The organism is Pedobacter terrae (assembly GCF_900100705.1).
In the GTDB taxonomy this organism is placed as follows: Bacteria; Bacteroidota; Bacteroidia; order Sphingobacteriales; family Sphingobacteriaceae; genus Pedobacter; species Pedobacter terrae.
Genome location: NZ_FNCH01000004.1, coordinates 190,391 through 216,238 on the forward strand (window position 1 = coordinate 190,391; position 25,848 = coordinate 216,238).

Annotated in this window: 22 protein-coding genes; 8 read left to right on the forward strand and 14 right to left on the reverse strand. The window is 38.5% G+C overall.

The features are described 5' to 3' along the window. Nucleotides 1-30 precede the first annotated feature (30 nt). A complete protein-coding gene (locus BLR60_RS07345; protein ID WP_090498312.1) occupies nucleotides 31-1,128 on the reverse strand; it encodes a vWA domain-containing protein in 1,098 nt (365 codons plus the stop codon). 426 nt (nucleotides 1,129-1,554) lie between these two features. Continuing rightward, nucleotides 1,555-2,436 (reverse strand): carbohydrate kinase family protein, encoded by an 882-nt coding sequence (locus BLR60_RS07350; protein ID WP_090498313.1) that lies wholly within the window; start codon nucleotides 2,434-2,436, stop codon nucleotides 1,555-1,557. A gap of 90 nt (nucleotides 2,437-2,526) precedes the next feature. Between BLR60_RS07350 and BLR60_RS07355 the strand changes: the two genes are divergently transcribed. Then, nucleotides 2,527-2,955: a YybH family protein gene (locus BLR60_RS07355; protein WP_244155608.1), complete on the forward strand. Its 429-nt coding sequence runs from the start codon at nucleotides 2,527-2,529 to the stop codon at nucleotides 2,953-2,955. Between the two features lie 18 nt (nucleotides 2,956-2,973). Next, nucleotides 2,974-3,516, forward strand: a complete 543-nt coding sequence (locus tag BLR60_RS07360) for a hypothetical protein (RefSeq protein WP_090498315.1) — start codon at nucleotides 2,974-2,976, stop codon at nucleotides 3,514-3,516. Nucleotides 3,517-3,662: 146 nt separating this feature from the next. Here the strand turns inward: BLR60_RS07360 and BLR60_RS07365 are convergent, their stop codons facing one another. The 7 genes from BLR60_RS07365 to BLR60_RS07395 form a co-directional block, all read right to left on the reverse strand. After that, the gene (locus tag BLR60_RS07365; protein WP_208600591.1) at nucleotides 3,663-4,277 is read right to left on the reverse strand and encodes a sugar O-acetyltransferase; all 615 of its coding nucleotides are present in this window, start codon (nucleotides 4,275-4,277) and stop codon (nucleotides 3,663-3,665) included. A gap of 104 nt (nucleotides 4,278-4,381) precedes the next feature. Further along, on the reverse strand, nucleotides 4,382-5,260 hold the full coding sequence (locus BLR60_RS07370; RefSeq protein ID WP_090498317.1) for a cupin-like domain-containing protein: 879 nt from the start codon (nucleotides 5,258-5,260) through the stop codon (nucleotides 4,382-4,384). A 129-nt stretch (nucleotides 5,261-5,389) separates the two neighbouring features. Beyond that, nucleotides 5,390-6,175, reverse strand: a complete 786-nt coding sequence (locus BLR60_RS07375; RefSeq protein WP_090498319.1) for a DUF3050 domain-containing protein — start codon at nucleotides 6,173-6,175, stop codon at nucleotides 5,390-5,392. Nucleotides 6,176-6,472: 297 nt separating this feature from the next. Next, entirely contained in the window at nucleotides 6,473-7,024 is a 552-nt protein-coding gene (locus tag BLR60_RS07380) for a fasciclin domain-containing protein (RefSeq protein ID WP_090498554.1), read from the reverse strand. Between the two features lie 320 nt (nucleotides 7,025-7,344). Then, on the reverse strand, nucleotides 7,345-8,127 hold the full coding sequence (locus BLR60_RS07385) for an SDR family oxidoreductase (RefSeq protein ID WP_090498321.1): 783 nt from the start codon (nucleotides 8,125-8,127) through the stop codon (nucleotides 7,345-7,347). Between the two features lie 98 nt (nucleotides 8,128-8,225). Next, entirely contained in the window at nucleotides 8,226-9,359 is a 1,134-nt protein-coding gene (hemW, locus tag BLR60_RS07390) for a radical SAM family heme chaperone HemW (RefSeq protein WP_090498323.1), read from the reverse strand. Nucleotides 9,360-9,508: 149 nt separating this feature from the next. Continuing rightward, complete coding sequence (locus tag BLR60_RS07395) at nucleotides 9,509-9,736, reverse strand: hypothetical protein (protein ID WP_090498325.1); 228 nt, start codon at nucleotides 9,734-9,736, stop codon at nucleotides 9,509-9,511. Between the two features lie 114 nt (nucleotides 9,737-9,850). Between BLR60_RS07395 and BLR60_RS07400 the strand changes: the two genes are divergently transcribed. The 6 genes from BLR60_RS07400 to porN all read left to right on the forward strand — a co-directional run bounded on the left by BLR60_RS07400 (nucleotide 9,851) and on the right by porN (nucleotide 16,496). Beyond that, a complete protein-coding gene (locus BLR60_RS07400; RefSeq protein WP_090498327.1) occupies nucleotides 9,851-10,828 on the forward strand; it encodes a DUF4271 domain-containing protein in 978 nt (325 codons plus the stop codon). 13 nt (nucleotides 10,829-10,841) lie between these two features. Next, entirely contained in the window at nucleotides 10,842-11,612 is a 771-nt protein-coding gene (locus tag BLR60_RS07405) for a uroporphyrinogen-III synthase (RefSeq protein WP_090498329.1), read from the forward strand. 225 nt (nucleotides 11,613-11,837) lie between these two features. Next, nucleotides 11,838-13,163 carry a T9SS ring complex lipoprotein PorK/GldK gene (gene porK, locus BLR60_RS07410; RefSeq protein ID WP_090498556.1) on the forward strand — a complete coding sequence of 442 codons (1,326 nt, stop codon included), beginning with the start codon at nucleotides 11,838-11,840 and terminating at the stop codon, nucleotides 13,161-13,163. 37 nt (nucleotides 13,164-13,200) lie between these two features. Then, entirely contained in the window at nucleotides 13,201-14,007 is an 807-nt protein-coding gene (gene porL / locus BLR60_RS07415; protein WP_090498331.1) for a type IX secretion system motor protein PorL/GldL, read from the forward strand. Nucleotides 14,008-14,045: 38 nt separating this feature from the next. Then, on the forward strand, nucleotides 14,046-15,578 hold the full coding sequence (gene porM / locus BLR60_RS07420; protein WP_090498333.1) for a type IX secretion system motor protein PorM/GldM: 1,533 nt from the start codon (nucleotides 14,046-14,048) through the stop codon (nucleotides 15,576-15,578). Between the two features lie 6 nt (nucleotides 15,579-15,584). Then, the gene (gene porN, locus BLR60_RS07425) at nucleotides 15,585-16,496 is read left to right on the forward strand and encodes a type IX secretion system ring subunit PorN/GldN (protein WP_090498335.1); all 912 of its coding nucleotides are present in this window, start codon (nucleotides 15,585-15,587) and stop codon (nucleotides 16,494-16,496) included. A gap of 282 nt (nucleotides 16,497-16,778) precedes the next feature. Here the strand turns inward: porN and BLR60_RS07430 are convergent, their stop codons facing one another. The 5 genes from BLR60_RS07430 to porW form a co-directional block, all read right to left on the reverse strand. After that, complete coding sequence (locus BLR60_RS07430; protein ID WP_090498337.1) at nucleotides 16,779-18,152, reverse strand: DNA/RNA non-specific endonuclease; 1,374 nt, start codon at nucleotides 18,150-18,152, stop codon at nucleotides 16,779-16,781. A gap of 34 nt (nucleotides 18,153-18,186) precedes the next feature. Further along, nucleotides 18,187-18,585 carry a nuclease A inhibitor family protein gene (locus tag BLR60_RS07435; RefSeq protein ID WP_090498339.1) on the reverse strand — a complete coding sequence of 133 codons (399 nt, stop codon included), beginning with the start codon at nucleotides 18,583-18,585 and terminating at the stop codon, nucleotides 18,187-18,189. 130 nt (nucleotides 18,586-18,715) lie between these two features. After that, complete coding sequence (gene uvrC / locus BLR60_RS07440) at nucleotides 18,716-20,518, reverse strand: excinuclease ABC subunit UvrC (RefSeq protein WP_090498341.1); 1,803 nt, start codon at nucleotides 20,516-20,518, stop codon at nucleotides 18,716-18,718. 189 nt (nucleotides 20,519-20,707) lie between these two features. Further along, nucleotides 20,708-22,927: a transglycosylase domain-containing protein gene (locus BLR60_RS07445; RefSeq protein ID WP_090498344.1), complete on the reverse strand. Its 2,220-nt coding sequence runs from the start codon at nucleotides 22,925-22,927 to the stop codon at nucleotides 20,708-20,710. 105 nt (nucleotides 22,928-23,032) lie between these two features. Next, nucleotides 23,033-25,795, reverse strand: a complete 2,763-nt coding sequence (gene porW / locus BLR60_RS07450; protein ID WP_090498346.1) for a type IX secretion system periplasmic lipoprotein PorW/SprE — start codon at nucleotides 25,793-25,795, stop codon at nucleotides 23,033-23,035. Between the last annotated feature and the right edge of the window lie 53 nt (nucleotides 25,796-25,848).

Genomic DNA, 25,848 nt, shown 5'->3' on the forward strand with positions numbered 1-25,848 from the left:
CTTTCGTCCTTCTTGCCTTTACCTTCAACCTTACTTAACTGTTTTACGTCTATTTTTAATATAATCTTCAAAAATGTATTCGCCCAAACCATTTAAGGAGCTATAAAAAGCCCTGCCGCCATTAATTTCGGTAAACTGCCTAACAAACTGTTGCAGGTAAGGATCTTTGGCAATCATAAATGTAGTAATCGGAATCTTCAGCCGCTTACATTGGGCTGCCATGTTTAAGGTTTTGTTAATGACCTTCCTATCCAAACCCATACTGTTTTTATAGTATTTACCATTTTCCTTTAGGCAGGTTGGTTTTCCGTCGGTAATCATAAAAATCTGTTTATTATGCGTTTTCCTTCGGCGAAGCAGATCTGCAGCCAATTCTAACCCCGCATAAGTATTGGTATGGTATGGGCCAACCTGCAAGTAAGGCAGATCTTTCACGCTAATGGGCCAGGCATCATTTCCAAAAACCACAATATCTAAAGTATCTTTCGGGTATTTCGTTTTAATCAGCTCTGCCAGGGCCATGGCCACTTTTTTTGCAGGGGTAATCCGGTCTTCGCCATATAAAATCATGGAGTGCGAAATATCGATCATTAATACCGTAGAGGTTAGGGTTTTAAAATCCTTTTCCTCTACTTCCAGATCGCGGTCGGTTAAAGTGAAATCGCCAATGCCGTGGTTAATCTGTGCATTTTGTATCGAAGCAGTCATATCGATCTGATCCAAACTATCACCGAAATTATATTCCCGTCTGTCGGCATTTTTCTCTTCCCCAATCCCAGATTGGCTGCTGTTGTGGTTACCGCGACCAGATTTTTTGAGTTTCCCGAAAATTTCGTCCAGAGCAGATTTGCGGATGGTCTGTTCTGTTTTGGCGGTAATTTTAAATTCTCCCGACTGATTGTCTTCTGTCAGGTAGCCCTTATCTTTCAGGTCGTCGATAAAATTACCGATACCATAATCGTTATTGGTTAATTTATATTGTTTGTCCAGCTCGTTCAGCCAGCTTAAAGCCTCTGCTGCATCTCCAGCTGTATAATTTAGCAGTTCGCTAAATAATTTCAGCAACTCATCAAAACCACCTTTTGGCGTATCGCCCGGCTTATAATCAGAAAAACGAAAACCTCTCATGTGTTTATATTAACGATTTATCGAAGATAAAAGTTTCGCTTAGTATTAATTTAAGCGCGGTGTCATATTTGGAATGAAGCTAAAAGGTAAAAGCTGAAAGATCAAAGCACAGCTAAGCTAAAATTTCTAACTGTTAATGTAAACTGCCAATTACAAACGGCTAACTGCAAACTGCAAACTGCCAATTGCCAATTGCAAACTGATTTGGGCGTTCCCCAATCCCGATGAAAAATCGGGAAAGGGTCGGGCTTTTCAGGGCTGCGCTTCGCTTCGGTACCGGTGAAGAACCGGCACTGAACCCTTACAATCCCTAACGCAAAACCAATAGGTATAAATAGAAAGGATTAACTTGAATTGAAAACTGTTAACTGGAAACTGTCAACTGAAAACTGTCAACTGGAAACTGTCAACTGGAAGCAGAATGTTCTATTCAAGAGACATGTGGTAAATCTTTTTATTATACTCAGGGTTTGCCCCTGGTTGAGAGGCTACAAAAGCACCCACCTTACAGGCATTGTCTAAAGTGGTTTCCATAGGGTAACCTTGCAGGTAGCAGGCAATAAAAGTGGCTAAAAAGGCATCGCCTGCACCAACGGTATCAGCTACCTGAACCTTATAACCCGCATGTTTAAATAATTTGCCTTCCTTTAATACGCAGGCACCTTTATCACCAAGTGTAAGGCAGATCGTTTCGATATTAAACTGGCTTGAAAGCTGTTTTAACAATTGTTCATCAGTATTGCCCGTTAAACCGAATGATTCTTTTACCCAAACAATTTCATCCTCGTTTATTTTCAGGATATCTGCTTTGGCCAAAAGCTGCTCAATTAGTTCTTTTGAATAAAATGGTGCCCGGAGGTTAATATCGAATATTTTAGTTTTTGCATGGTCTAAGAGTTCAAGGATGGTTTTTTTAGATTTATCTTCCCTGCAGGTTAAGCTACAATACACCAAGGCATCTGCCTGTTGTACGGCCTTTATGTTCTCGGCTGTAGTTTTGATATCATCCCATGCTACGGGTTGTTTAATGGTATAAGTAGCCTGATGATTTTCGTCTAGCTGTACCACAACCGTACTGGTTGGTAATGCTGCATTAATTTGAATTAAATCAGTTCCGAAATGACTGCCGGTTAGAAAATTAACTAGCTCTTTGCCGTTTTCATCATGGCCTATGGCACTAATAAAGCGGCTTTCTATACCTTGTTTGTGTAAATTAAGGGCAACATTCATGCTCGAGCCGCCAGCTTTTTTGCCTTCCGGAAAAACATCCCAGAGTATTTCGCCAATTGTAATTACTTTATTTTGCATAGCAGATTTATAGAGATGTAAATAAAGAATTTTTAAGCATGGAACAAAATAATTTGTTTCATATCTTTAATTTTTACCTTAACTCAGATAATGATGAAAAGAATACTGGTAATCGCATTGTTTTTAGCTTCCTTTAGTGCTTTTGCTCAAAATGCAAAAGATAAACAAGCCATACTTAATTTACTTGAAAGGCAGCGTACCGATTGGAATAAAGGTGATGTTGAAGCTTTTATGCAGGGTTATGAAAAATCGGATAGTTTACTTTTTGTGGGTAAAAGCGGACCAACTTATGGCTGGCAAAAAACATTGGATAATTATAAAAAAGGTTATCCTGATAAATCTGCCATGGGCTTTTTGGTATTCGGCATAAAAAAGGTTGATTTTTTAAAACCTGATGTGGCTTTTGTATTGGGCAGCTGGAATGTAAAACGTGAGAAAGATGAACTGAAAGGGTATTTCACCTTATTAATTAAAAAAATTAAGGGCGAATGGAAAGTGGTTGTAGATCATAGCTCATAAGTAACATTTACTTCAAACATGAAAAATATACTTAGCGTTATTTTTTCGTTTTTACTATTTGTTTCTTGCAATTACTCTTCAAACCGTAAAGACCAGCCCGTGCTTTACCAAAAAAATGGATTGAGTATTCAGTTGCCCAATAAATATTGGAAAGTAATAAAAGATCGTCCCATTGATGGAATAAAGGGAACACGCATCATTTCCATAGACAATCAAGAGCCTCTAAGCAAGGATGGTTATCTGGTTTTGACAGAAATAAATAAAAACCTCAATCTAAGTTCATTTCTGGAGAAAACAATTCGTTCATACAGAAGTATCTATCGGCAAAAAAAGATAGCGTTTGGATTACTTGATACTGCCCGCAATATTAAAGTTGGAAATAAAGAAGCGCTTAGGGTCGGTTTCGAAACCTCGGTTATAGCAAATAGAAATATTGGGAGCATCGCCCTTTTTAAACTTAAGGATAAAACTTATTCTTTTATATTCATGGGCGAAGCAAAAGAGGCCAAGAATTATCATAAACTGCTGGATTCGATGATTAGCTCATTTAAAGTGAATTAAATGAATCTCAGCTAAAATTACCTTTATAGTCCTCGTTTGTAACGAAGATTTGCGGGAATAGCATTTTTAATGCTGTAAGAGTAATGTAAAGGCGATAAAATCGCCTTTCTCATACATCCCGATTGAAAATCGGGACGATGATTGATTTACTCTCCTAACTTAAAATCTTTGTAATAATAATCTTTATCTGCATCAGTTAACTGGCGGATTATCCTGCATGGGTTCCCTGCGGCAAAAACGTTATCCGGAATATCTCTGGTTACAATACTTCCTGATCCGATTACCACGTTAGATCCTATTTTAACGCCCGGGTTAATCACTACATTTCCACCGATCCAGACACTATTGCCAATGGTAATTTCTTGTGCCCATTCATATTCCTGATCACGCAAATGAGCATGAATGGGATGCCCTGCAGTATAAATGGCCACATTTGGTGCTATAAAAACATGATTACCAATGCTCACTTTTGCGCAATCTAAAATAACGAGGTTAAAATTGGCATAAAAATTATCACCGATTTCAATATTATAGCCATAATCGCATCTGAAGGGTGGTTCTACATAAAACATTTTTTCTGTTTTGCCAAAAAGTCGTTTCAATAAATCCTTACGCTGTTTAATGAATTTCGGAGCCAAATGATTAAACTCGTAAACCATTTCGCGGGCTTTTAATCTTTCTTTTGACAGTTCTGCATCACCAGCCAGATAAGCTTTGCCTGCCAGCATTTTTTGTTTTTCGGTAAGTATATTGGTATCCATCTGTGATCCGATTTTTAACGTGCACTAAAATATAATTTGCAATGATAACAAAAACGGGGCTATCGTTTACCGATGCCCCGTTGTATTTTAATTTTTTTCAATTTTTATGGTCTGCCTTTGGCTAACGCTTTTTCGGCTATTTTAACTGCTTTTTTCTCTCTCCAATGAGCGTATTTTTCTTTGAAAGTCATTTTAATCAAACTATCAATGGCGCCATGGGTAAACAAACTCCAAACACTCGCTACTTTACGACTAATCGATTGGTCCCATGCCCTCAAACTTAAAGAGAATGAACCATCCAGATATTTCATCCAGTGCCACATTCCGGTTGGCATAAACAAAGTATCGCCATGCTCTAAGAAAACTTCATAACCTTCTACACCATTCAATGCAGGGAATTTTTTGAAATCCGGATTGGCGACATCGTAATCTTCCAAAGCATAAGTTGCATTTGGAAGGCAATACAACCTGTCTTTCCATTTGTAATCAAATAAAATGATGTGTTTTCTGCCCCCGAAGTGGGTGTGGAAAATATGTGGTAAATCGATATCGTAATGTAAAAAGGTTACCGAATTAGAGCCGCCAAAGAACATTGCCGGCATACTTTCGATAAAACCGCCCATTAAATCTTTTGGGATTTTTACATCATTGATTAAACTGGGTACTTTTTTAAACAGGTTAAAAAAGAATATGCGCAGTTCGGTAGGCTCACGTTTAATCAGGTCAAGGTAATCGCCAAATTTCATGTGCGCTGTAGCAGCATTAATCGGCTTTGAAGGATCTGCCTTAGAGTTATCGTAAAGCGGAACTTCCAGGTCCCCACCAATTTTTTTTAAATATTCAGTCGTCCATTTTTCTCTGGCAGGCCAGTCTTTAGTTAGGCCCCTGATGACTAACGGACGTTTAGTTTTCAGATAATTTTTCTTAAAATCTTCGGGAGTGATGCTCTCAACGATATCAACAGGTTTTAAAATGAAACTCATGCGCTTAAAAATCGGTTATTTGTGCCGAACAACAAATGTGTAAATTTTATTTTATAAAATTGATGTTAGCAGGTAAATGTGACTAAAATCACGTAATCTAAAATTAGTAAATACTTAACAATTTAATAATTAAGCCGCAACTTTATTTTTAACAATTTCGGCATAGGCAGCATCCCACAGATCTATCCTTTTTTGTAACGCCCATTTTGCAGTTTCTTCGGCCTCCATCCAAAATGCTTCATCTTTTTCACAAAGCTGCGCTGTCATAGAAAGCGCTAAATGGCTATGGTGATCGCCATCTACCTCTATATGGCGCTCCAGGTAATATTTAAAAATCGAAACCTGATCCGGCTGGGTACTGTTCAAATCATTTACCATGCTGAAAAACATGTTCGGAATTAAATCTTCACGACCAAAGGTAAAACTTGCAGCCTGTAAATGAGTTTTTCCACTGTTAATGGTTTCGAAAGTAGCATGAACAAAATCTCTGGCAGTTGCTGGTGCCCTGGAAATTTCGAAGGCTTTATTAAAGCTTTTTCCATTTTTTAGTTCCGCTAAAAAGATATGGATCGGCTTTGTATTGGCGCCACATTGTTCCATCGCGTCTAAGTAGAGTTCAAAGTGGCTTTTTATTTCTCCATTAGCATCCACATCGGATTCTTCGCCGGCAACAATTTCATTGATCAATTGCCGGGTAATTGGATCGCCTACCGGGAACCAGGGTAAACTGGTGCAGGTTAAATTAATCTGTAAGGCTTTAAGCAGCGACATAAAATCCCAGACTGCGAAAATATGGTGTTCCATAAAAATGCGGAGATCTTCCAGCTCACTGATTACCGAATAAATCTTATGGTTAATAATCTCTTGCCTAAGCGGCTCAATTTCTTTTTGGATTTTTATAATATTGGGATGCATACTAAAGTTTGGTATTTGGAGTGCTGAGTGTAAATCTTCTCAGCCAATTTAATTGTTCGCTTCTATTCTTTTTAGCGTAATTACTTAAATTAGTAATAGCGATCAAAAAGTCTGCAAATTTACGCGGTAAAATTAAGTTATACAACCTTTTATCCCGGGTATTTAAGGGCGAAAATTCAGTCGACAATTTTCTAACTTAAAATGAGGCTTGGGCCTAATCTTCAGTATTGATATAAAAGCAAAAACGTCCTGACTTTCGCCAGAACGTTTTGCTAATATTAAGGATATATTTTATTATTATTTAGGCATTAAAACGGTATCTACTACGTGGATCACACCATTTTTTTGGTAAACGTCTGCAATTGTTACCGTACTCATTCCACCTTTTTCATCTTTTAGCACTAATTTTTTGCCTTCCATCCAAGCCCAAAGTTTACCACCTTCTACAGTTGTTAATTCTGCCTTGCCACCGCCAGCTTTGATGGCTTTTGCGATTGCTTTGCTATCCATTTTTCCTGCAACAACATGGTAAGTTAGAATTTTAGTAAGTGTTGCTTTGTTTTCTGGTTTAACCAGGTTATTTACTGTTCCGGCAGGAAGTTTATCGAAAGCTGCATTTGTTGGTGCAAAAACGGTAAACGGACCAGCGCCTTTTAAAGTTTCTACCAAACCTGCAGCTTTAACTGCTGCTACCAATGTTGTATGGTCTTTTGAATTTACAGCGTTATCTACAATATCTTTGGTTGCATACATGGCTGCACCGCCAACCATTGGGTTTTTCTGAGCATAAACCTGTGTTGTGAATGCCATGGTAATTACAGCAAATGCTGATAAGATTAAATTTTTCATTATTTCTAATTTTAAGTTTCTGTTATTTGATTCCATTTACGACGGTTAACAGATACTTGGTTTTCAGAAATTAAAAAATAATTTTAAAATACTGATTGTTAGCGTTTTAATTATTTTATTTTTAGTTTGTAAAGGCGCTGTAGTAGTTCTTCGGATGGGATACTCCCGTTTTTCGCTAAATCTTTTGGCTGTTCTTCGACTACGCTCAGAATGGCGCCAAAAGGATACCGCTCCAACCGGGTTTAGATAAGATGGGTTTGCTGCTAAGTCGAATCTTAAATTAAACTCTTGATACGGCATGTTTAACGCTGAACTATTCTCTAATTCACCTTTGCTGTCCTTACTTTTTTAGAAAAAAACTTTGGGAAAAAACGTTTCAATAAAACTGCTTGGGTTTCTTTTCCGCCAATATAAACCTCTTCTTTTTTGCTGCTAACTGCTTGAATAATCTGTTTTGCACACCCGGCAGGTGACATGGCGTTTTCATGTGCATCGCCCATCATATTCAATGGGTTCCCATCTCCCGTTAGCGCATTGTAGGTTACATTTGTTTTAATAAAACCCGGGCAGATTATCGTAATATCAATATTTTTGTCGTAGACTTCCGACCGGAGAGAATCGAAATAACCATGTAATGCATGTTTAGATGCTGCATAGGTTGAGCGGAATTTCGTGCCGAATTTGCCAACCAGGCTGCTAATTACAACGACCTGGCCACTTCCATTGGCGATCATGGAGGGTAAAACTGCTTTGCTCAGTATAACGGTACCCCAAAAATTGGTGTCCATAATTTGTTGTTCAGTTTTCAGGTTGGTTTCCAGGGCCAGGCTTCGCTGGCTTACACCTCCGCTATTGATCAATAAATCTATCTTACCAAAAATACGGATGGCATCGGCAGCTTTATTTTCTAGTAAAGCCGTTTCACTTAAATCGAACGGTAAAACGTGGACATTAAAGGAATTCTGGCAATTTCCTTTAACGCGGAACAATTCATCGCGGTTTCTTCCGGAAATAATCAGTTTGTTACCTGCTTTGAAATATTCATATACCAGGGCTTCGCCAATACCTGATGATGCGCCTGTGATCCATACAATTTTTGACATATATTTTAATTAATTATGGCGTGATTGAGTTTTGAACGAGTGATTGTCGTTTTGATCGCTAAATCGGTCATGCTCTAATTCAATTCTTCTCAATTCACTCATTCATCTCCTACGATAAATAATTCCGAAGCAATATGATCGGCAAATAATTTCCCATTCTGGCTTAAACAAATAGTATCACTATCAATCATCAGCCAGTCTTTATCCTCAAAATTTTTAAGGTTATGTTTTGTTTCTTCTAAAAAGTCTTTCCCGAAATCGATGTTTATTTTTTGTAAGTCAGTTCCCCACATGGTTCTGAGCGATGTCATGATGTATTCGTTAAATCTATCGTTTATACTTAGCTCTTCAACTACTTCAGGGAGTATATTCTGGCTTAAGGTTTCCATATATAAAGCGTTATTCGCGGGGTTCATGTACCGGTTTTGGCCATTAAACCCATGGGCAGATGGACCAATGCCAATATAATCTACACCTTTCCAATAATTGGTGTTATGTACGGCATAATGACCTGGTTTAGCAAAATTCGAAATTTCATAGTGTTCAAATCCGGCATTTACCAGGTTTTCCATTAAAATTACAAACTGCGCAGCACTTTGGTTATCGTTTACGGGTGTTTGTTTTTTATTTTTTATGGCATGGGCCAAAGCCGTTCTGGGCTCAACCGTTAAGGCATAGGCAGAAATATGTGGAACCTCAAGCTCGATTGCTTTTTGGATATTGTTTAACCATTTTTGATCCGTAAGTAAAGGATAACCATAAATTAAATCAAGGGTTAAGTTTTCAAAACCAGCATCCTGAGTCCGCTTAATGCAATCTTCCGCTTCACGGGCCTGGTGCGCCCTGTTCATCCAGGTCAGGTCTTCATCATAAAAAGATTGAATGCCCACGCTAAAGCGGTTAACCGGTAATTGTTTCAGCTCTTTTAATTTCTGTGCAGTTAAATCATCAGGATTGGTTTCAATGGTAATTTCTGCATTGGCATTTACCGAAAAAGTTTGGGTAATGGTATCAAAAATCTTTTGCAAAGCTGCTTCTGATAGGATGGAAGGTGTACCCCCACCCAAATAAATACTCCCTACCTGTCCGCTAATCCGGTCTTTTTTCATTTTGATTTCCTTACAGATGGCTTCCACCATTTCATCAGCATATTTTAGTGAAGTGCTGAAGTGGAAATCGCAATAGTGGCAGGCCTTTTTACAGAAAGGAATATGGATATAGATACCGGACATTGATGCAAAGATAGTGAAGTTAATTTTTCTTTATTGTCATAAACCAGAAGTAATACCTTCACTTTACAAAGCATAATCGATTGTCAAGTAATAACTTTACATTTAGTTGCTTTTGTAAAGTAATAGCTTTGCTATTTTAAGAACGTAAATTATTTTCTCATATCCTTTGCGCCGTAATCTTTAAAATATCTTTTCCCTTCTTTATTGCCATCCCAAACATCAGTAACAGCTGAAATCTTATTAGGAAGTTCCTTTTGATTGAAAATCTGTGTTTTAGAGATTTTTCTAAATGTTTTATTCCATCTTTTCTTATCCTCCTTTTCTGGAGCAGCAGTTGTTCTTCCAAATATTGGTGTTTTCTTTATTGAATTAAACACTTGTGGTATACAGACTTTTGAGTTTAAACAAAGTTATTCATAAATCCATATATTTTCTTTAGGTAAACCTTGATTATTCGGTTACTTTTGCATCCTTAAGTTTTGATTTACAGCATGCCGAAATTTATTTTCATTTTGTTCGCGTTTTTATGGTCTGCTAATTTTGTAGCAGCACAAGAAATACCTGTTCAAAGAGATAGCCTGACCCAGAATCATTACCAATATCGAAGATATAGGCCTGATTCGGCTACGCTGGCTAAACAGCGTTATGCTACCGATTCTTTAATTCATCATACCTGGGTGCTGCCTAATCGTTTAATTAACAAAAGTGCACTTATAGATACTATTGAAAAAGAATATCTTTCTCCAAAGCTCGATTTATGGGCATGGCACAAGAAATACCATCATTTAAAGAAAAAAGCAAATCCTTACCAGTTGGGTACCAAAATCCCTAAGGGAAATGTAGGTTTACTGGGCTTTATTTTTGGTATGCTCATTATTTTTGCCATTTTAAAAAATGCTTTTTCTAAGCAACTATCGGCAATCGTTCAGGCATTTTTCAGTAACAGGATTCTGAATAATATCAACAAAGAAGATAACCTTTTCAGTTCGTGGCCATTTTTATTGCTTTTTGTGCAGTTTGGTTTCGTTTTTGGGATGTTCTTTTTTCTGGTGGCGCAGTGGAATGATATGTACCAAGCTAAAGATGGGTTTAAGTTTTTCTTTAGCATATCTATTACCATCATTGTTTTTTATGCGCTAAAATTAATCATTTTACGCTTTTTAGGTTACCTATTCAATGTGCAGAAACCAATAGGCGAATATATTTCAATTTTGTACCTCAGTTACTTCAATGCATCATTACTGTTTATTCCGTTAGTGGTTGCTTTTGCGCTCTCACCACTTAAGTATGGTTCGGTTTATATCGTGTTGGCATTCTTGTTATTAGGCGTCATTTTTGCTTTTCAGCTTTTGCGGGCAGGTGTAACGATACTTTCTAATAATAAGTTTTCTAAAATGCATTTATTTTTGTACTTTTGCGCCCTCGAAATATGTCCCATCTTAATACTAATTAAAACGATAGGACTGTAGCAGGAAAAGGAAAATGCAAGAAAAGAACGACTCTAGAATCCGCAAAGTAAAAAGTATTTTGGTTACTTTACCAAAACCTGAAACAGAAAAATCTCCTTACTACGATTTGGCCAAAAAACACAACTTAAAGGTTGATTTCAGGTCTTTTATTCATGTGGAAGGTGTACCAGCAAGAGACTTTAGAAAGGATAAGATTAACCTGGCCGATTTTACGGCTGTGATTTTTACCAGCCGAAATGCAGCAGATCATTTTTTTAGAATCTGCGAAGAAATGCGTTATGAGGTGCCGGCAGAATTAAAATATTTCTGTCTATCTGAAACCATTGCGTTGTATTTGCAAAAGTATATCCAGTATCGGAAGCGTAAGATCTTTTTTGGTAAACAAACCGCAGCTGATTTAGCTGAAGTATTAAAGAAACACGCCAACGAGAAATTTTTATATCCTTGTTCTGATATGGCTACCGAAGATACCATGAAGTTCTTGGAAAAAAGCGGATATGACTTTACACCAGCGGTTTTATTTAGAACCGTAGTCAGTGATCTATCTGATTTGGCTGAAGTATTCTACGACGTTATCGCATTTTTTAGTCCTTCAAGTATTCAATCGTTATTTAAAAATTTCCCTGATTTTAAGCAGAACAATACCCGGATTGCTGCTTTCGGGACTAATACCAGCAAAGCCTGTACAGATATGGGCCTGATCGTAGATATTGCTGCGCCAACTCCAGGCGTCCCATCAATGACGATGGCAATAGAAAATTATATCAAAATATCTAATAAATAACACACCAAATAATTTATTCTCAGTCAATACAATAAATGCGTAACTTTACTGTTAGTGAGGGGGTTACGCATATTATTGGAAAACTTTTAAGGCAATTGGGTTCTTATTAATCTAACTTTAATTGCCTTTAAGCAATGATTTAATGTAAAATATTTGCTTTTGTAGATAATTTCAGTGATTTTTGATAAAATTGCCCCTAATCGTGCTGTGCACAAAATTGAAAATATGAAGAAAATCTACCTTCTAGCTATTGTAGGTATAACTGTAATGCTGGCAAGCTGTGGCAATGGTGGCCAAGGCGAGCTAGTTGGCGCTTATAACCGAAAATTTAAAAACGATAGAATCCCACTAGGAATGGTTTATATTCCACCAGGTCATACACCACTGGGAGGATCGGATGAAGACATTACATTTTCCCAGAATGGACCAAGTAGGATGACTACTATCAGTGCATTCTTCATGGATCAAACAGAAATTTCCAATGCCGAATACCGCCAGTTTACCAATTGGGTGCGCGATTCAATTGCGATTGTAATGATGGGCAACCCGCAGCAATTTATGGTTACCCCCAAAGGAAATGCCGCAGCTGCGCTTGGCGGGGATAAATACATCGACTGGAAAAAGGTAGGTAAAAATGGCGTCAATATTTGGCGTAATAAAGGTAAGGGCGCATCAGCAGCTCAAGCGAGCCAGTTAGATGGCATGTATTACTCAGGTTTAGATGCACTTCCAGGCAAGAAAGAATTAGATGTTCGTAAATTCGAATATTCATACGCCGAATTAAATATGGACAAGGCAGCCATTGGCCATAAAGACCCTAATAGCAAACGCCAGGATTATATTGATCGCTATAGCGTTGCTATCTATCCTGATACAATGGTTTGGAAAACAGATTATTCTTACTCACAGAACGATCCAATGGTGCGTGGTTATTACAACCATCCTTCATATGACGATTATCCGGTAGTTGGGGTAAGCTGGGAGCAGGCTAAGGCTTTTTCTCACTGGAGAACCAGACTATATGATGGTGTTGCAACATCAAGAAAACAACCTGTGGGGTCAAGATCAGACTATAGGTTACCCGCTGAAACAGAATTTGAATATGCGGCAAGAGGGGGTAATACCAAAACGAAATATCCTTGGGGAGGCCCTTATATTAGAAATACAAAAGGATGTTTACAAGCTAACTTTAAACCCGGTCGTGGTGATTATTCAAGCGATGGCGGTATTTACACAGTAGGTGTCAAATCTTATTTTCCAAATGATTATGGCTTGTACAATATGGCTGGAAACGTGTCAGAATGGACCATCACTGCTTACAATAAAGGTGCTAGCCCGCTATTGCATGATCTGAACCCTAACTTTACTTATGATGCTGGTGCAGGCGACAGCAAATACAAAAAACGTAAAGTGGTTAAGGGAGGTTCTTGGAAAGATACAGGCTATTTTCTACAAAATGCTGTAGCAACATACGAATATCAGGATACTCAAAGGTCATATATTGGTTTCAGGTGCGTTTCATCTTATCCTGGTACCGATTTAAGACGTTAAACCAAACAAACTAAAACTAAAGAAAACATCAAATTTTATGGCAGCAAAAAAACAACCAGGCTGGTTACACGTAGCAATTTCATGGGGAGCAAGTATTGTAATTATCGGAGCATTATTTAAAATTCTGCATATTGGTGGGATTTTAGGTAACTATATGATCGGTATTGGTCTTGGCGTAGAGGCATTTTTGTTCTTTTTAACAGGATTTTTTCCACCAGAACCAGAACCAGCATGGGAAAGGGTTTATCCTGAATTAAAGGCAGATTTTAAAGGAGATTTACCAACGGCTTCAGCCAGACCTGTTGCTGCAGTGGCTTCATCTAATACTGCCGCTTTAGATAAAATGTTATCTGATGCTAAAATTGGTCCGGAATTAATTGAAAGTTTGGGTACCGGTTTACGTACGTTCGGTGATAAGGTAGCTGCAATTTCGAATGTTGCGGATACATCTACTGCAACAAATGAATTAACAGGTAAGATTAAAACCGCATCAGCTGGTTTTGATAATCTGAGTGCATCTTTTGAAAAAGCAACTGCTAATTTAAAAGCAATGGGCGAAAGCAATGTAGATTCTCAGGCATACCATGAACAGGTTAATAATTTAGCTAAGAACTTATCGGCTTTAAATGCGGTTTATGAGTTGGAATTACAGGATTCTAGTACACATCTAAAATCGATGAATAAATTCTATTCTAACTTATCGTTAACCATGCAAAACTTTAACGAATCGATGGAAGATTCGAAACAGTTTAAAGAAGAGGTGAACAAACTGGCTAAAAACCTATCATCGCTGAATGCAATTTATGGCAATATGTTGTCGGCTATGAATGGCCCACGTGTATAATTTGTTTAGTTTTTAATTTTTAAAGAAAAGCTACTCATATGGCAGGCGGAAAAGAAACAACAAGGCAGCGGATGATCAATATCATGTATTTGGTATTGTTGGCCATGCTCGCCTTAAACGTATCAGATACCATTTTAGATGCATTTAAAAATATCAACGATAGTTTGGATACTTCTAAAAACAATGTAAATACAAGCATTAATCAGTTGTTTTCTGCCTTCGAAAATTCGAAGTTGAAAGAAGAGCCAGTACGTGCCCAGCCTATTTATGATAAGGCTAAACAAGCGCAAAAGGCGGCAGATGATTTAAATAATTACATTGAAAGTCTTAAAAAAGAATTTACTCAGGCAGGTGAGGGGATCGACCCTGAAACGGATGATCTGGTAAATAGATCTAATCAGGATATCGCACAGAATATCATGATTAACCAAAAGAAAGCAGATGAGTTAAAGAAGAGAATTAACGACACGCGCGAAAAATTAATCTCTTTGTTAGACAAAGATGATAGAGCGAATGTTTCTTTCTCTCTTGAAGCTAAAGATCCGGTAAGAAAAAGAAAAGGGAATTGGCAGGAAACTTACTTTGGTGAGGGAACACCACTAACGGCCGCTATGACTATTTTAACCAAACTACAAACAGATACTAAAAATGCTGAGGCAGAAGTAGTGAAGAAACTGTTCGGAAATATGGATAAAGCACAGGTTAATCTGGATCAGTTTGCGGCAGTTGCAGTAGCACCTACTTCTTATGTAATTCAAGGTCAGCCTTACACGGCTGAAGTATTTTTAACAGCCAGCGATTCGAGATCAACTCCTGACATTACGGTTAACGGAAATAAATTATCAGTTAAAGATGGTAAAGGAACTTATACCGGTGGTACGGGTAGTGTGGGTCAGTTTACCTGGGTGGGTACCGTACGTGTTCGTCAAACTGATGGCCAGGTAAAGGAATACAAAACTCAACCGCAAACCTATCAGGTAGCAAAACCATCAGCATCTGTTTCTTCAACGAAACTGAATGTAATTTATGCTGGTATTGCCAATCCATTTACTGTTTCTGCAGCAGGATTTCCATTAGAAAGCGTACGTGCTTCCATTTCAGGCGGTTCAATGTCTGGTAGTAATGGAAATTATAATGTAAATGTTCCGGGCAGCATGGTCGGTCAGGAAGTATCTATCAATGTCTCAGCAAACAACGCGGGTAAAACCGTTAGCTTAGGCTCACAAAAATTTAGGGTGAAAGCCATTCCGGCGCCAGTAGCAAAGGTTGGCGGACGTGCAGGGGGCGATATTGCATCAGTACAGTTAAAAAGCGAAAGCGAGATTGAAGCAGATCTGGATGATTTTCCTTTCGATGTTAAGTTTAAAATACAACGTTATAAGTTAACCATTATTAAGCCACGTTCTGATGCTGTTACCATTGCGGGTAGCGGTGGAAGTTTCGCTGGTGCAGTTAAAGGTGCGATGAATTCTGTTACTCCTGGAACGAGGGTGTTTTTTGAAGATATTGTTTCTGTAGGGCCAGATGGTCGTCAAAGAATTTTGCCTTCGTTAGCGTTCAGTGTAAAATAAAAGAAGATGAAAAGGATTTTAAGTATTGCTATTTTAGTTTTGTTAACGGCGTTTGCTTTTGCACAAAAAAAGCCAACTAGGTTAGCACCGAAGAAAGCTGCACCAGTAGCCGCTGCTTCTGCAGTAGATACGGTGAAAGCTCCTGTTAAAACAGCCAAAAAGAAACTAAAAGTACCACCTAAAGATGGTTTCTATGCCCGTAAGGACATTGACAGTACCGAAATGGTCCCTTTGGCTGATGTAAGGGAAGAGGATGTTTTTTATGCAAAACGGATATGGAGAGAAATCGATTTACGGGATACCGTTAATTCGCCCTTAAAATCTCCTAAATCGAGATTGATTGATGTATTAATTGCAGCAATTAAAAAAGATGAACTAACTGCATATGCTCCAATTGATAGTGCCTTAAACGAAGATGATGCTTTCCTAAATCCGATGTCTGCAGATTCTGCAGCTAAATCAGCGTTAGGAACAGCAGAGGTTTCAAACAATAAAACCGGAACCGTTACTACCGTTGTTAATGATTTTAACCCGGAATTATTCTTAAAATTCAGAATAAAAGAAGATTGGATTTTCGATACCAAACGTTCTATTTTCGAGCCACGTATTGTAGGCATTGCGCCATTAAAGTACAATGAGGTTTCTAAACAATGGCAGCCTGTATTTTGGGTGTACTATCCTGAAGCGAGGGAAATTTTAACCAGGAAACGTTTGATCAATACCAATAATGATGCTTCATCATTAAGCTTCGATGATTTCTTTATTCGCCGCTTGTTTAGCAGTTATATTGTTAAAGAATCAAATCCTGGTGATAACAAGATCAGAGATATTATTTCAAACCCTAAAGAGCGGTTATACGAGTCAGAAAGGATTAAAAAGTCTGTTCTTGATTACGAGCAAGGTCTTTGGGAATACTAAGCTCTTAAAAAAGGCTCCGATGAAATCGGAGCCTTTCTGTTTACAATGAATTCCTTCCTCTTCGCCGTCAATCCGAGCGGAGTCGAGAAATCTATCTCGATATAGATCGCTCTCCCTAATATTCGCGACTGCGCTTCATCCGAAATGATGACCTTCTATTAAGTTGATAAAAACGGGTAGAAGAATATAAGTTTCTGCTTTATAATGTACTTCATCCGGTATCTATCAGATCCTGATAAAACATATATATAGATCTGCATAAAAATTTAACTAATTAGCCGATTACTGGTTATCAGTAGTAGCCTCTAATACATTTTGAATTGATGTAGGTACATTCGATAAAAGATCATATCCTGTGGCAGATTCGATTGAATGAACTGAGGTTCGGAATGTTTTCCAGTTGGTGTTTAAACCATTTGTATTTGGCATGTTTACTGCAATTACTCTTGTAGAAGATGCAATCCTGCTTAAATCGTTATTTCCGTTCGGCAATACGACAATAACTTTCCATGTATTTGAAGGTACGTTAACACGTCCGTTATCAATGGTATATGTAGTGCCACCATTGCTCCCTGTACCACCAGAACCGTAAGAACCACAAATGATATAAACCTCGTTACCTGCTGTAACCAATGAACGTGTGTAATTTTCAAGGTCGGCCCATGGACCCTGGTTATTGTTAGGTGCCTGAGGCATCATGTTGCTCATTAAGAATGTGGATGAGTTTGACGTTACAGAAGCAGTCCGGTCAGCTGATGGGCAGTTATGACCACGATCGAAACCAGAACCTGAATAGCTGCTGTTCGATACCTGATACCAACCTAAGGGTAAAGCCGTATCGGCTCTGAAATCATTCTGACGTGAATTTGAACCTAAATCAGACGATCCAATATGCCAGCTCACCCAGTTTGGGGTGGCCCTGCTTCTACTGTAAGAACTTGTATAATAAGTGTGGTCCATCAGGTAATTTTCAGGAGAAGATGTGCTGGCAACAGCATTACTTGGATTACCCAGTAAAAGGTTACTGTCATCCCGAGAGGTGGTTGGTGGAGGAGTTGTTCCACCGTCTCCAGTTAAAATGCTAAAATCGTCGATATTGATACGGGCAGTACCTCCACTGATTTTACGGATCTGGAAGCGAACATTTCCAGAAAGGGCTACGTTAAAGGTTGCAGTCGTTAAAGTAGTTGCGCTGGTGGTAATGGTGCTACCGGTTTGTTGCCAGTTCGAACCGCCGTCGGTAGCGTACCACAGTTGCCACGTACTATTAGCATCGGTACCAAATTTGGCGTGAACAACGGTTACCACCTCGGCTCCGTTTACATTGAAATTCATGCTCAATGTGCCTGTGTTACGGATACGTACTGATTGACTACCATTTTTTGCATCTCCAGCGAGATTTCCAATTAAGGCATCGTCAAGGCTCCAGCTTCCGCTACTTAAAGTTACCGACCCAACGGTGTAACTTCCTTTGGTTCCCGATTCGAATGTTTCGGGGAAACCCACAACTATTGTCTGGGCACTGGCGGTAGCTGCTTTACTATTTAACTTTTGCTCAAAGGCGCTGTTGTCTGGATGAGCTGGGTTGTCTTTTTTACAGGCAGCCAGGCCAAGGCATAAAACGGCCAATAAGCTTAATTTTTTTAACGCTTTCATTGTTTTAGGATTATTTAATGGATGTAAGGGGGTTTTAGGTTTCGATAGCGAAGGTTTCTATCACGATACAGGTTCCATCTGGCAAATAGCCAGCAATAAGCACAGGAATCCGGCTGGTACCTTCTGCTCTGACCACTGTAATATTGGATAGGTTTTGTTTTAAAAAGGTATAGAAAGCGGCTATTTTACCTGCATTTTCGACCATTGGCGCATCGGCTTGATCAACTTTTGATATTAAACTATCAAAAAAGGCGGCCTGATCAATTTGTTTTAAATTGGAAGGATCAGCATGATATTGGATGGCAATTTTCTGCAATAGTGCTGAAGGTGTAATTTTGCCCCAATCTGCTGCTTTAAAAGGGCTTTCAGATTCGGTAAAATACCATACGCCCAATAAAAGTTTGGTTATGGCGACCAAGATATTGTTATTCATGTAGATAGGGATGTTTTTACGAGCGTATTAACATCCCCAAATTAGAGAAAAAGGATTTGAGTATTATGCAGTTAAGATTAACAAAGTGTTAACATTTTTACAGATACTCTGTAATATTTTAATAACAGATTTACGCTTCTTTAAAATGTGCAAGCAAGGTAACTATCTGTTTTTTATTGAGTACTTCTGCCAGTTCTTTTTCTGTAGCTTCTTTAATCTTTTTAACCGATTTAAAATGTGTTAACAGTTTATCTGCAGTTGTTTTTCCAATACCTTCAATCTGTTCAAGCTCGGTTTTAAGTGTACCCTGGTCGCGTTTTTTGCGGTGAAAAGTAATACCGAAACGGTGGGCCTCATCACGTAATTGCTGGATCACTTTTAAGGTTTCTGATTTCTTGTCTAAATACAATGGAAAGGAATCGCCGGGATAGAACAATTCTTCCAATCGCTTGGCAATACCGATTACGGTTACCTTGTTCTCTATACCCAGTAACTTTAAACTCTTCATCGCTGATGAAAGCTGCCCTTTACCACCATCGATAATGATGAGCTGAGGTAAAGGCTGGTTTTCATCCAACATTCTTCTGTAACGACGGAAAACAGCTTCTTCCATGGTTGCAAAATCATTGGGACCTTCAACCGTTTTAACATTAAAATGGCGGTAGTCTTTTTTCGAAGGTTTGGCATCTTTAAATACCACAATTGCTGAAACCGGATATTTCCCCTGAAAGTTAGAATTATCGAAACACTCTATGTGCTTTGGAAGCTGCGTTAAACGCAGATCTTTTTGCATGGTAGTTAAAATCCGATCGGTACGTAAATCAGGATTCAGCTTTTCATATTGGTTAAGCTTCTCTTTTTTAAAGAAGAGTACATTCTTTTGCGAGAGTTCTAAAAGTTTCTTCTTTTCGCCCAGTTTAGGAACCGTAAACTTTAAACTTTCATCTTCCAATGAGGGTTCAAAAGGAACAATAATTTCTTTAGAGGTACTGTTAAATTTAGTTCTGAACTCTAGCATCGCCAGGGTTAAAATCTCGTCATCACTTTCATCCAATTGTTTTTTAACCTCAATGGTCTGCGTTTGGATAATTGTTCCGTTCATTACCTTCAGGTAGTTCACAAAGGCATAACGGTCGTCTGATGCAATGCTTACTACATCCACATTGGTAATGGCACTGTTTACCACTGTCGATTTGCTCTGGTATTTTTCCAGTACTTCTAATCTCCTTGCGTATTGATGAGCGAGTTCGAAGTTCAGATTTTCTGATGCCGACTTAATCACCCCTTTAACATCGCGGATGACGTTTCCGATTTTACCGTTCAGAATTTCCTTGATCTCGCCAATATTTTTATCATAATCCGCTTCAGTCTGGTAGTTTTGGCAAGGTCCTTTACAGTTGCCAATCTGATATTCGAGGCAGACCTTAAATTTGCCTTCGTCTATATTTTTCTCCGTTAGGGGTAAACTACAGGTTCGTAAAGGATAAGTTTCTTTAATTAGATCCAGAATGGTATGCATCATGCCTATCGAGCCATAAGGGCCAAAATAGGTTGAGCCATCCTTTATTACTTTGCGTGTCCAGTAAATGCGCGGGAAATTTTCATTTTTTACGATAATCCATGGGTAGGTTTTATCGTCCTTTAAGTTGATATTGAATTTAGGCTGATGCTTTTTGATCAGGCTGTTCTCCAGTAACCATGCATCAATCTCCGTATCAACTATAGTGAAAGTGATTTTCCTGATCTTAGATACCAATACCCTGGTTTTGCCATTAAACTGGTTTCTGTCGCTGTTAAAATATGAGCCTACACGGTTGCGCAGGTCTTTCGCTTTACCAATGTACATGAGCTTTCCATCGGCGTCCCAATACTGGTATACGCCGGGTTTATGTGGAATTGCGGTTAATGCTGTTTTATGGTCGAAACTGCTCATGATTACAAAAATAGGATTCGGGAGCGGAAATTTTGATTAAATAATCCGATTAGTGCATGTGTGATTTGGGCGTGCCCCTAAGCTACGCAAAGGGTCAGGCTATCCGTTACAATCTTTTGCTGCGTTTCGCTATGCTCAACTTAGCAGCAAAAGGATTTCCACTGCTATCCTTCACGCAGGAGTTGATGGTTAAAATCCCAACCTCTCGTCCAGTTCACTCGTAGCTTCTTCTTGTTGCTGATATTGATTACAATCAAAAGTAATGGAAACACCTGATTTTGGCGCTTCGAAATCAGCATGACTGATTTTTAACGCTGGATTGGCATAAACTCTTTTTATAAATCCTGCAAAAATGGGTAAAGCTGTATTTGCACCTTCACCCTGATTGGTGCTGATAAAGTGGAAAGCCCTGTCTTCACAGCCGGTCCAGATACCCGTTACCAATTGTGGCGTAATGGCCATAAACCACCCATCAGAGTTATTTTGGGTAGTACCTGTTTTCGCACCGATTGGTGCATTAACTTTATATTTATAATTTAATCTCGAACCGGTTCCGTTAGTTACCACACCTTTAAGCATCCGTGTCATTACATAAGCTACTTCCTCGCTCATAATTGGTTTTGGTATTTCCTTTTGAGAAAATAATACCACACCATTTTTATCTTCAATCCTCAATAAATAAATGGGTTTGGTGTAAGTTCCTTTATTGGCAAAAGCACCGTAAGCACCCACCATATTATAAACGGAAGAATCGAACGTACCCAGGCAAATAGATGGAAATGCCGGAACATTGGGGATCCCCATTTTGGTGGCCAGCGTAGATACTGCCACAGGACCAACCTGTTTCATTAAATAAGCCGTAACAAAGTTTTGAGAGTAGGCTAACGCTTTTTGCAAGGTAATACTACCGGGTAATGGTTTGCCCGAATTTCTTGGTGTCCATGGTTCACCATAACCTTCAATCGTTACCGGAACGTTTGGCACGGTATAACAAGGCGAATAACCATTTTCTATGGCTACTGCATAGGTAAATGGTTTTGCTGTTGAACCTACCTGGCGGGTTCCCATTTTAACCTGATCGTATTTAAAGTGTTCGTAATTAATTCCTCCAACCCACGCTTTAACATGCCCATTGGTCGGGTCCATCGTCATCATCGCGTTGCGTAAAAGCATTTTGTAATAACGTACAGAGTCGATCGGTTTCATCACCGTATCAATATTACCTTTCCAGGTAAAAATGGTCATTTCTGTTTTGGTGTTGAAGTCATTTTTGATTTCTTCATCTGATTTACCTTCCAGTTTTAACGCCTTATAACGGTCAGATCTTTTAATGCCCTGCTCAATCTGCAAAGTTTTATCCTTAAAAGGGTTTCTGCCCTTCCAGCTGGCAATAAACTGTGCCTGTAAAACTTTCATATATTCTTTTTGCGCTTCTTCGGCGTACACCTGCATATCATAATTCAAGGTAGTATAAATCTTCAAACCATCACGGTCCAAATCGTACGGTGTGCCATCAGGCTTTGTAATGGATTGCTCCTGAAAGATATTTTTGATATCATTTTTCAGTACAGAACGGAAGTATGGTGCAATACCGTCATTAACAGTTGCAGCATTGAAATGCAGATTTAAAGGTTTATCTTTTTGTTCATCAAATTCCGACTGGGTCAAGAGGTCTGCTTTAACCATCAATGCCATTACGGTGTTTCTACGGTCTCTGGAACGTTCAGGATGGCGGGTTGGCGAATACATGGTAATACCTTTTTGCATTCCAACCAAGGTTGATGCCTGTGTTAAAGTTAACTTATCGGGCGTGGTGTTAAAATAAACCCTTGCTGCAGATTTGATGCCATAGGCCTGATTACCAAAATCAACCGTATTTAAATACATGGTAATAATTTCTTCTTTGGTGTAGTTGCGTTCCAACTTAACAGCAACAATCCACTCCTTAAATTTGGTTAATACCAACGAGAAGAAATTAAGGTTCGATTCGCGTGGAAAAAGGTTTTTGGCCAATTGCTGGGTAATGGTACTCGCACCCTGCTTTTTGCCGATCAAGTTATAACCGATGATAGAGAAGGTACGTTTAAAATCGATACCTGAATGTTCTTTAAAACGGGTATCTTCTGTCGCAATTAACCCATTAATTACATTTTCAGAAATATCCTTATAAGTAACGTTCGATCTGTTCTGAACAAAATAGGTACCTAAAGGGCGGCCGTCTTCGGCAATAATTTCGGATGCCTGGTTGCTTTTCGGATGCTCAATATCCCTGAAAGAGGGTAAGGCGCCAAATAAGCCAAATCCAATCATGGAGATGAAAATAGCGAATAGGGCAATTCCACCAATCAATAATTTCCAGATGAGTAAACTGTATCTTTTTGTATCCTGTGGAGAAAGGGATTTGTTCATTTTATATTGTTATTTTCCAAAACCACCAGGATAGGTGATTTTGGATGCAAATTTATTAATTTTTTATAGAATGAATTTCAGACTTAGGTCTTAATGCATTTTATGCTATTTGTAATTGTCTTTTAAAAACTCCAGATATTCATTAATCCGTGTCCTGTCTGTCAGTTTTTCAAAGTTTTCTTTACTGATGATAAAACCTTTATATAGGTTGGCCGGAACTTTCATAATGTTCTTTAACTGGCCCGTAATGCTCGATTCGTAAAGCTTGGCATCTTCAAGGTCGATAAAACTCGTAATGTAAATTAACTGGTCATTATCCAGTTCTACCAATTTATGTTCCAAATCGTTGTCGGGGTAATTTCCGCGGTTAAACTGACCGATCCCAAAACGCGATGAACTTAGGGTTAAAGTAGCATCGGCTACGTCGATTACATAATAATATTCTTCTGATTTTGCATTGCTGAAAATACTAACAGGTTTAGTTGGATCAACTGGTTTAACCTCAACCGGTTTTTCTACCGGAATTGGTTCAGCCTGTTTTGCGACAGGATTTTCAACTACCAGTGGTTTTGTTGGTACATCAACTGGTGCGGCCTGACTTACAAAACGGGGCGCGTTAGCATCAAAATCGATCAGTGCAACCGAACGTTGTTTAAATTCCTCAAGATTGGCCTCAATATATTTTAAGTGATCGCGTACCAAAGGCGTAATAATTTTATCGTTGGGATAGCGATTGGTAATCAGGTTAAATTCGGTAAGTAGCGGATCAACCTTTGCAGTACGGCCAACAGCAATGGCTTTTAAGTAAGCATATTGCGGCGCAAGATCATTTTCAGGGAAAGCTGTGATATTATCGTCAGCCAGTTTCACCACGTTGACATAATCTTTTTTTGCATAAGCATCAAAAGTTGCATTGTAATTGTTGATGGCCATATTTTCCATCTGTGTTTGCTTGGCTGAGTACGATGGGTCTAAAATATTTTTGGCAAAATTAGATTCAGGGAATTTGTTGATTACCAGTTGCTTATACTGCTCAGATTTTGCATCATCAATACCTTTATAATTGAGGTATAAACTGTAATAAATGGCAACCAGGTGGTTGTTATCCGGATATCTTTTGATCAATTCCAGATATATTTTATTTGCTTCTGATTTATCATTCAATTCCTGTTGGTAAAAACTGGCAATTTCAAAATAAGCATCAATAATTTTCTGATCAGATGCTGCCACTAGCACAGGAGTGGTAGGTAAAGCATCCAAAAACTGTTTTTCCAGCGATGTCTGATCTGCAGCCGTTGGGTTGCTTTGGCCATTTGCAGGTGTAATTTCTGTAGCCACTTTTCCTCCGGCTAAAACCTGGTTGGTTTCCTGTGCAGATGAGCGTACACTTTGGCGCCAGTTATCTTCCAGCTGTCTCGTTCCCCATCGTTTTTTAAAGTCGCCAAAGCCATTACTAATGGCCGCATTATTATTGAAATAAAAGGTATTTCCGGCAGTATGATTTGGTGTATTCAAACTTCTGTTCGGAAAATCCGGATCATTTAAAAATTGGTTGTTAATCACGCCTCCTGTATTGCTTACTTCAACCTTTGGTGTTAAATAAGCTTTTACTTTAGCTTCACGCTCAGCAGCAGGAAGTTTGGCAAAGGCCTGGGCAGTATCTTCTTTGGAGATAATGGTGTACCTGTCCGTTAAATATTGCAGGTTATCTGCTTTTTTTACAATGTTGTCGTAATCAGGAAAGTTTTTCGGTAAAATCATCACGGTACTATCATAGTACAGTTTTGCTTTAATGTAATTGTTAAACTCTTTAAAGTTTAAATCGGCAATTCTTAAATAGGAGAGCGCCTTTTGCGTTTGGTTTCTGGTACTTTTTAAAACCGACTTATGGTAGTTCTCTTCTGCCTTTACAAAGTTTCCTTCGGCAGAGAAAAGCTCTCCAACCTGATAATAAATCTGATCGGTATAGTCAGTATTCTTATCATCTTTTAACAAGGCTAAAAGTTGTTGTTCCTTGTTAAGTTTTTCTCCGTTTAGTAATGCCCTCAGCTTAATCCGGTTTAAATTGGCATGAAAATACATCTCGAAAGGTGCATTGCTTTTTTCAACTTTGGTGAAGTTGGCATAAGCATCCTGAATGTTTTTCTCCTTTTCCTGTAATTGTGCCAATATAAAGCGCCAGCGGATGCGCAACTGTTTTTCTGCAGGTAATGCAATAGCCGATTCTAAAAACAAAATGGCTTCTTTATTGCGTTTTTGATAAATGCGCATCTGGGCAGCAGTAGCCAGCGGTTCGGCGAGGTCCTTTTTTAACTGATCGGAAGCGCGCAGCATCGTATCAATAATTTTATCGGCCAGTACCATATTGTTGAGTTCCATTTGGCTACGCGCTTTCCAGTTCATGGCCATAATAAAGGTCTTCAAATCGCTGTTATAGGTTTTTGCCGTATAATCAAAGTATTCTGATGCGATAAAATAATTGCCTTTCAGGTAATTGGCCTTACCCAAAAGCATGTAGGCATCATCAATATAATTGCTGAAACTTTTATCATTGATAATGGTTTGACCTTTGATAATCACGTCATCAAGCTGTTTATTGGCCGCGCCTGGTGTAAGTACCAGATTGATCTGTGGTTCAGGATCAAGGTAAACCGGGAGTGTTTTTTCGTAATTATCATTATAGCTTTGTAACAAATTCTCATTGTACTCGCTTAGTAAAACATTGGCGTTATAGATATAGTTGTATTTTGCCGTTAAGTTTTGAAACCTACGATCTACGGCGGTATCTTTATTTGCAACACAGCCATAAATAAAAATACTGATGAGGATGAAAAAGGGATTTAAGTTTTTGTTAGCGTAATTTTTCAAGTATGATAAATCTCTTTAGGTGGATGTAACAATAAACAATATATGTAGAAAAT

Excerpts from the sequence above, each read along its gene's own strand:
- BLR60_RS07345 (WP_090498312.1), bottom strand. The coding sequence starts at position 1,128 with ATGAGAGGTTTTCGTTTTTCTGATTATAAGCCGGGCGATACGCCAAAA.
- BLR60_RS07350 (WP_090498313.1), bottom strand. The coding sequence starts at position 2,436 with ATGCAAAATAAAGTAATTACAATTGGCGAAATACTCTGGGATGTTTTT.
- BLR60_RS07355 (WP_244155608.1), top strand. The coding sequence starts at position 2,527 with ATGATGAAAAGAATACTGGTAATCGCATTGTTTTTAGCTTCCTTTAGT.
- BLR60_RS07360 (WP_090498315.1), top strand. The coding sequence starts at position 2,974 with ATGAAAAATATACTTAGCGTTATTTTTTCGTTTTTACTATTTGTTTCT.
- BLR60_RS07365 (WP_208600591.1), bottom strand. The coding sequence starts at position 4,277 with ATGGATACCAATATACTTACCGAAAAACAAAAAATGCTGGCAGGCAAA.
- BLR60_RS07370 (WP_090498317.1), bottom strand. The coding sequence starts at position 5,260 with ATGAGTTTCATTTTAAAACCTGTTGATATCGTTGAGAGCATCACTCCC.
- BLR60_RS07375 (WP_090498319.1), bottom strand. The coding sequence starts at position 6,175 with ATGCATCCCAATATTATAAAAATCCAAAAAGAAATTGAGCCGCTTAGG.
- BLR60_RS07380 (WP_090498554.1), bottom strand. The coding sequence starts at position 7,024 with ATGAAAAATTTAATCTTATCAGCATTTGCTGTAATTACCATGGCATTC.
- BLR60_RS07385 (WP_090498321.1), bottom strand. The coding sequence starts at position 8,127 with ATGTCAAAAATTGTATGGATCACAGGCGCATCATCAGGTATTGGCGAA.
- hemW (WP_090498323.1), bottom strand. The coding sequence starts at position 9,359 with ATGTCCGGTATCTATATCCATATTCCTTTCTGTAAAAAGGCCTGCCAC.
- BLR60_RS07400 (WP_090498327.1), top strand. The coding sequence starts at position 9,851 with ATGCCGAAATTTATTTTCATTTTGTTCGCGTTTTTATGGTCTGCTAAT.
- BLR60_RS07405 (WP_090498329.1), top strand. The coding sequence starts at position 10,842 with ATGCAAGAAAAGAACGACTCTAGAATCCGCAAAGTAAAAAGTATTTTG.
- porK (WP_090498556.1), top strand. The coding sequence starts at position 11,838 with ATGAAGAAAATCTACCTTCTAGCTATTGTAGGTATAACTGTAATGCTG.
- porL (WP_090498331.1), top strand. The coding sequence starts at position 13,201 with ATGGCAGCAAAAAAACAACCAGGCTGGTTACACGTAGCAATTTCATGG.
- porM (WP_090498333.1), top strand. The coding sequence starts at position 14,046 with ATGGCAGGCGGAAAAGAAACAACAAGGCAGCGGATGATCAATATCATG.
- porN (WP_090498335.1), top strand. The coding sequence starts at position 15,585 with ATGAAAAGGATTTTAAGTATTGCTATTTTAGTTTTGTTAACGGCGTTT.
- BLR60_RS07430 (WP_090498337.1), bottom strand. The coding sequence starts at position 18,152 with ATGAAAGCGTTAAAAAAATTAAGCTTATTGGCCGTTTTATGCCTTGGC.
- BLR60_RS07435 (WP_090498339.1), bottom strand. The coding sequence starts at position 18,585 with ATGAATAACAATATCTTGGTCGCCATAACCAAACTTTTATTGGGCGTA.
- uvrC (WP_090498341.1), bottom strand. The coding sequence starts at position 20,518 with ATGAGCAGTTTCGACCATAAAACAGCATTAACCGCAATTCCACATAAA.
- BLR60_RS07445 (WP_090498344.1), bottom strand. The coding sequence starts at position 22,927 with ATGAACAAATCCCTTTCTCCACAGGATACAAAAAGATACAGTTTACTC.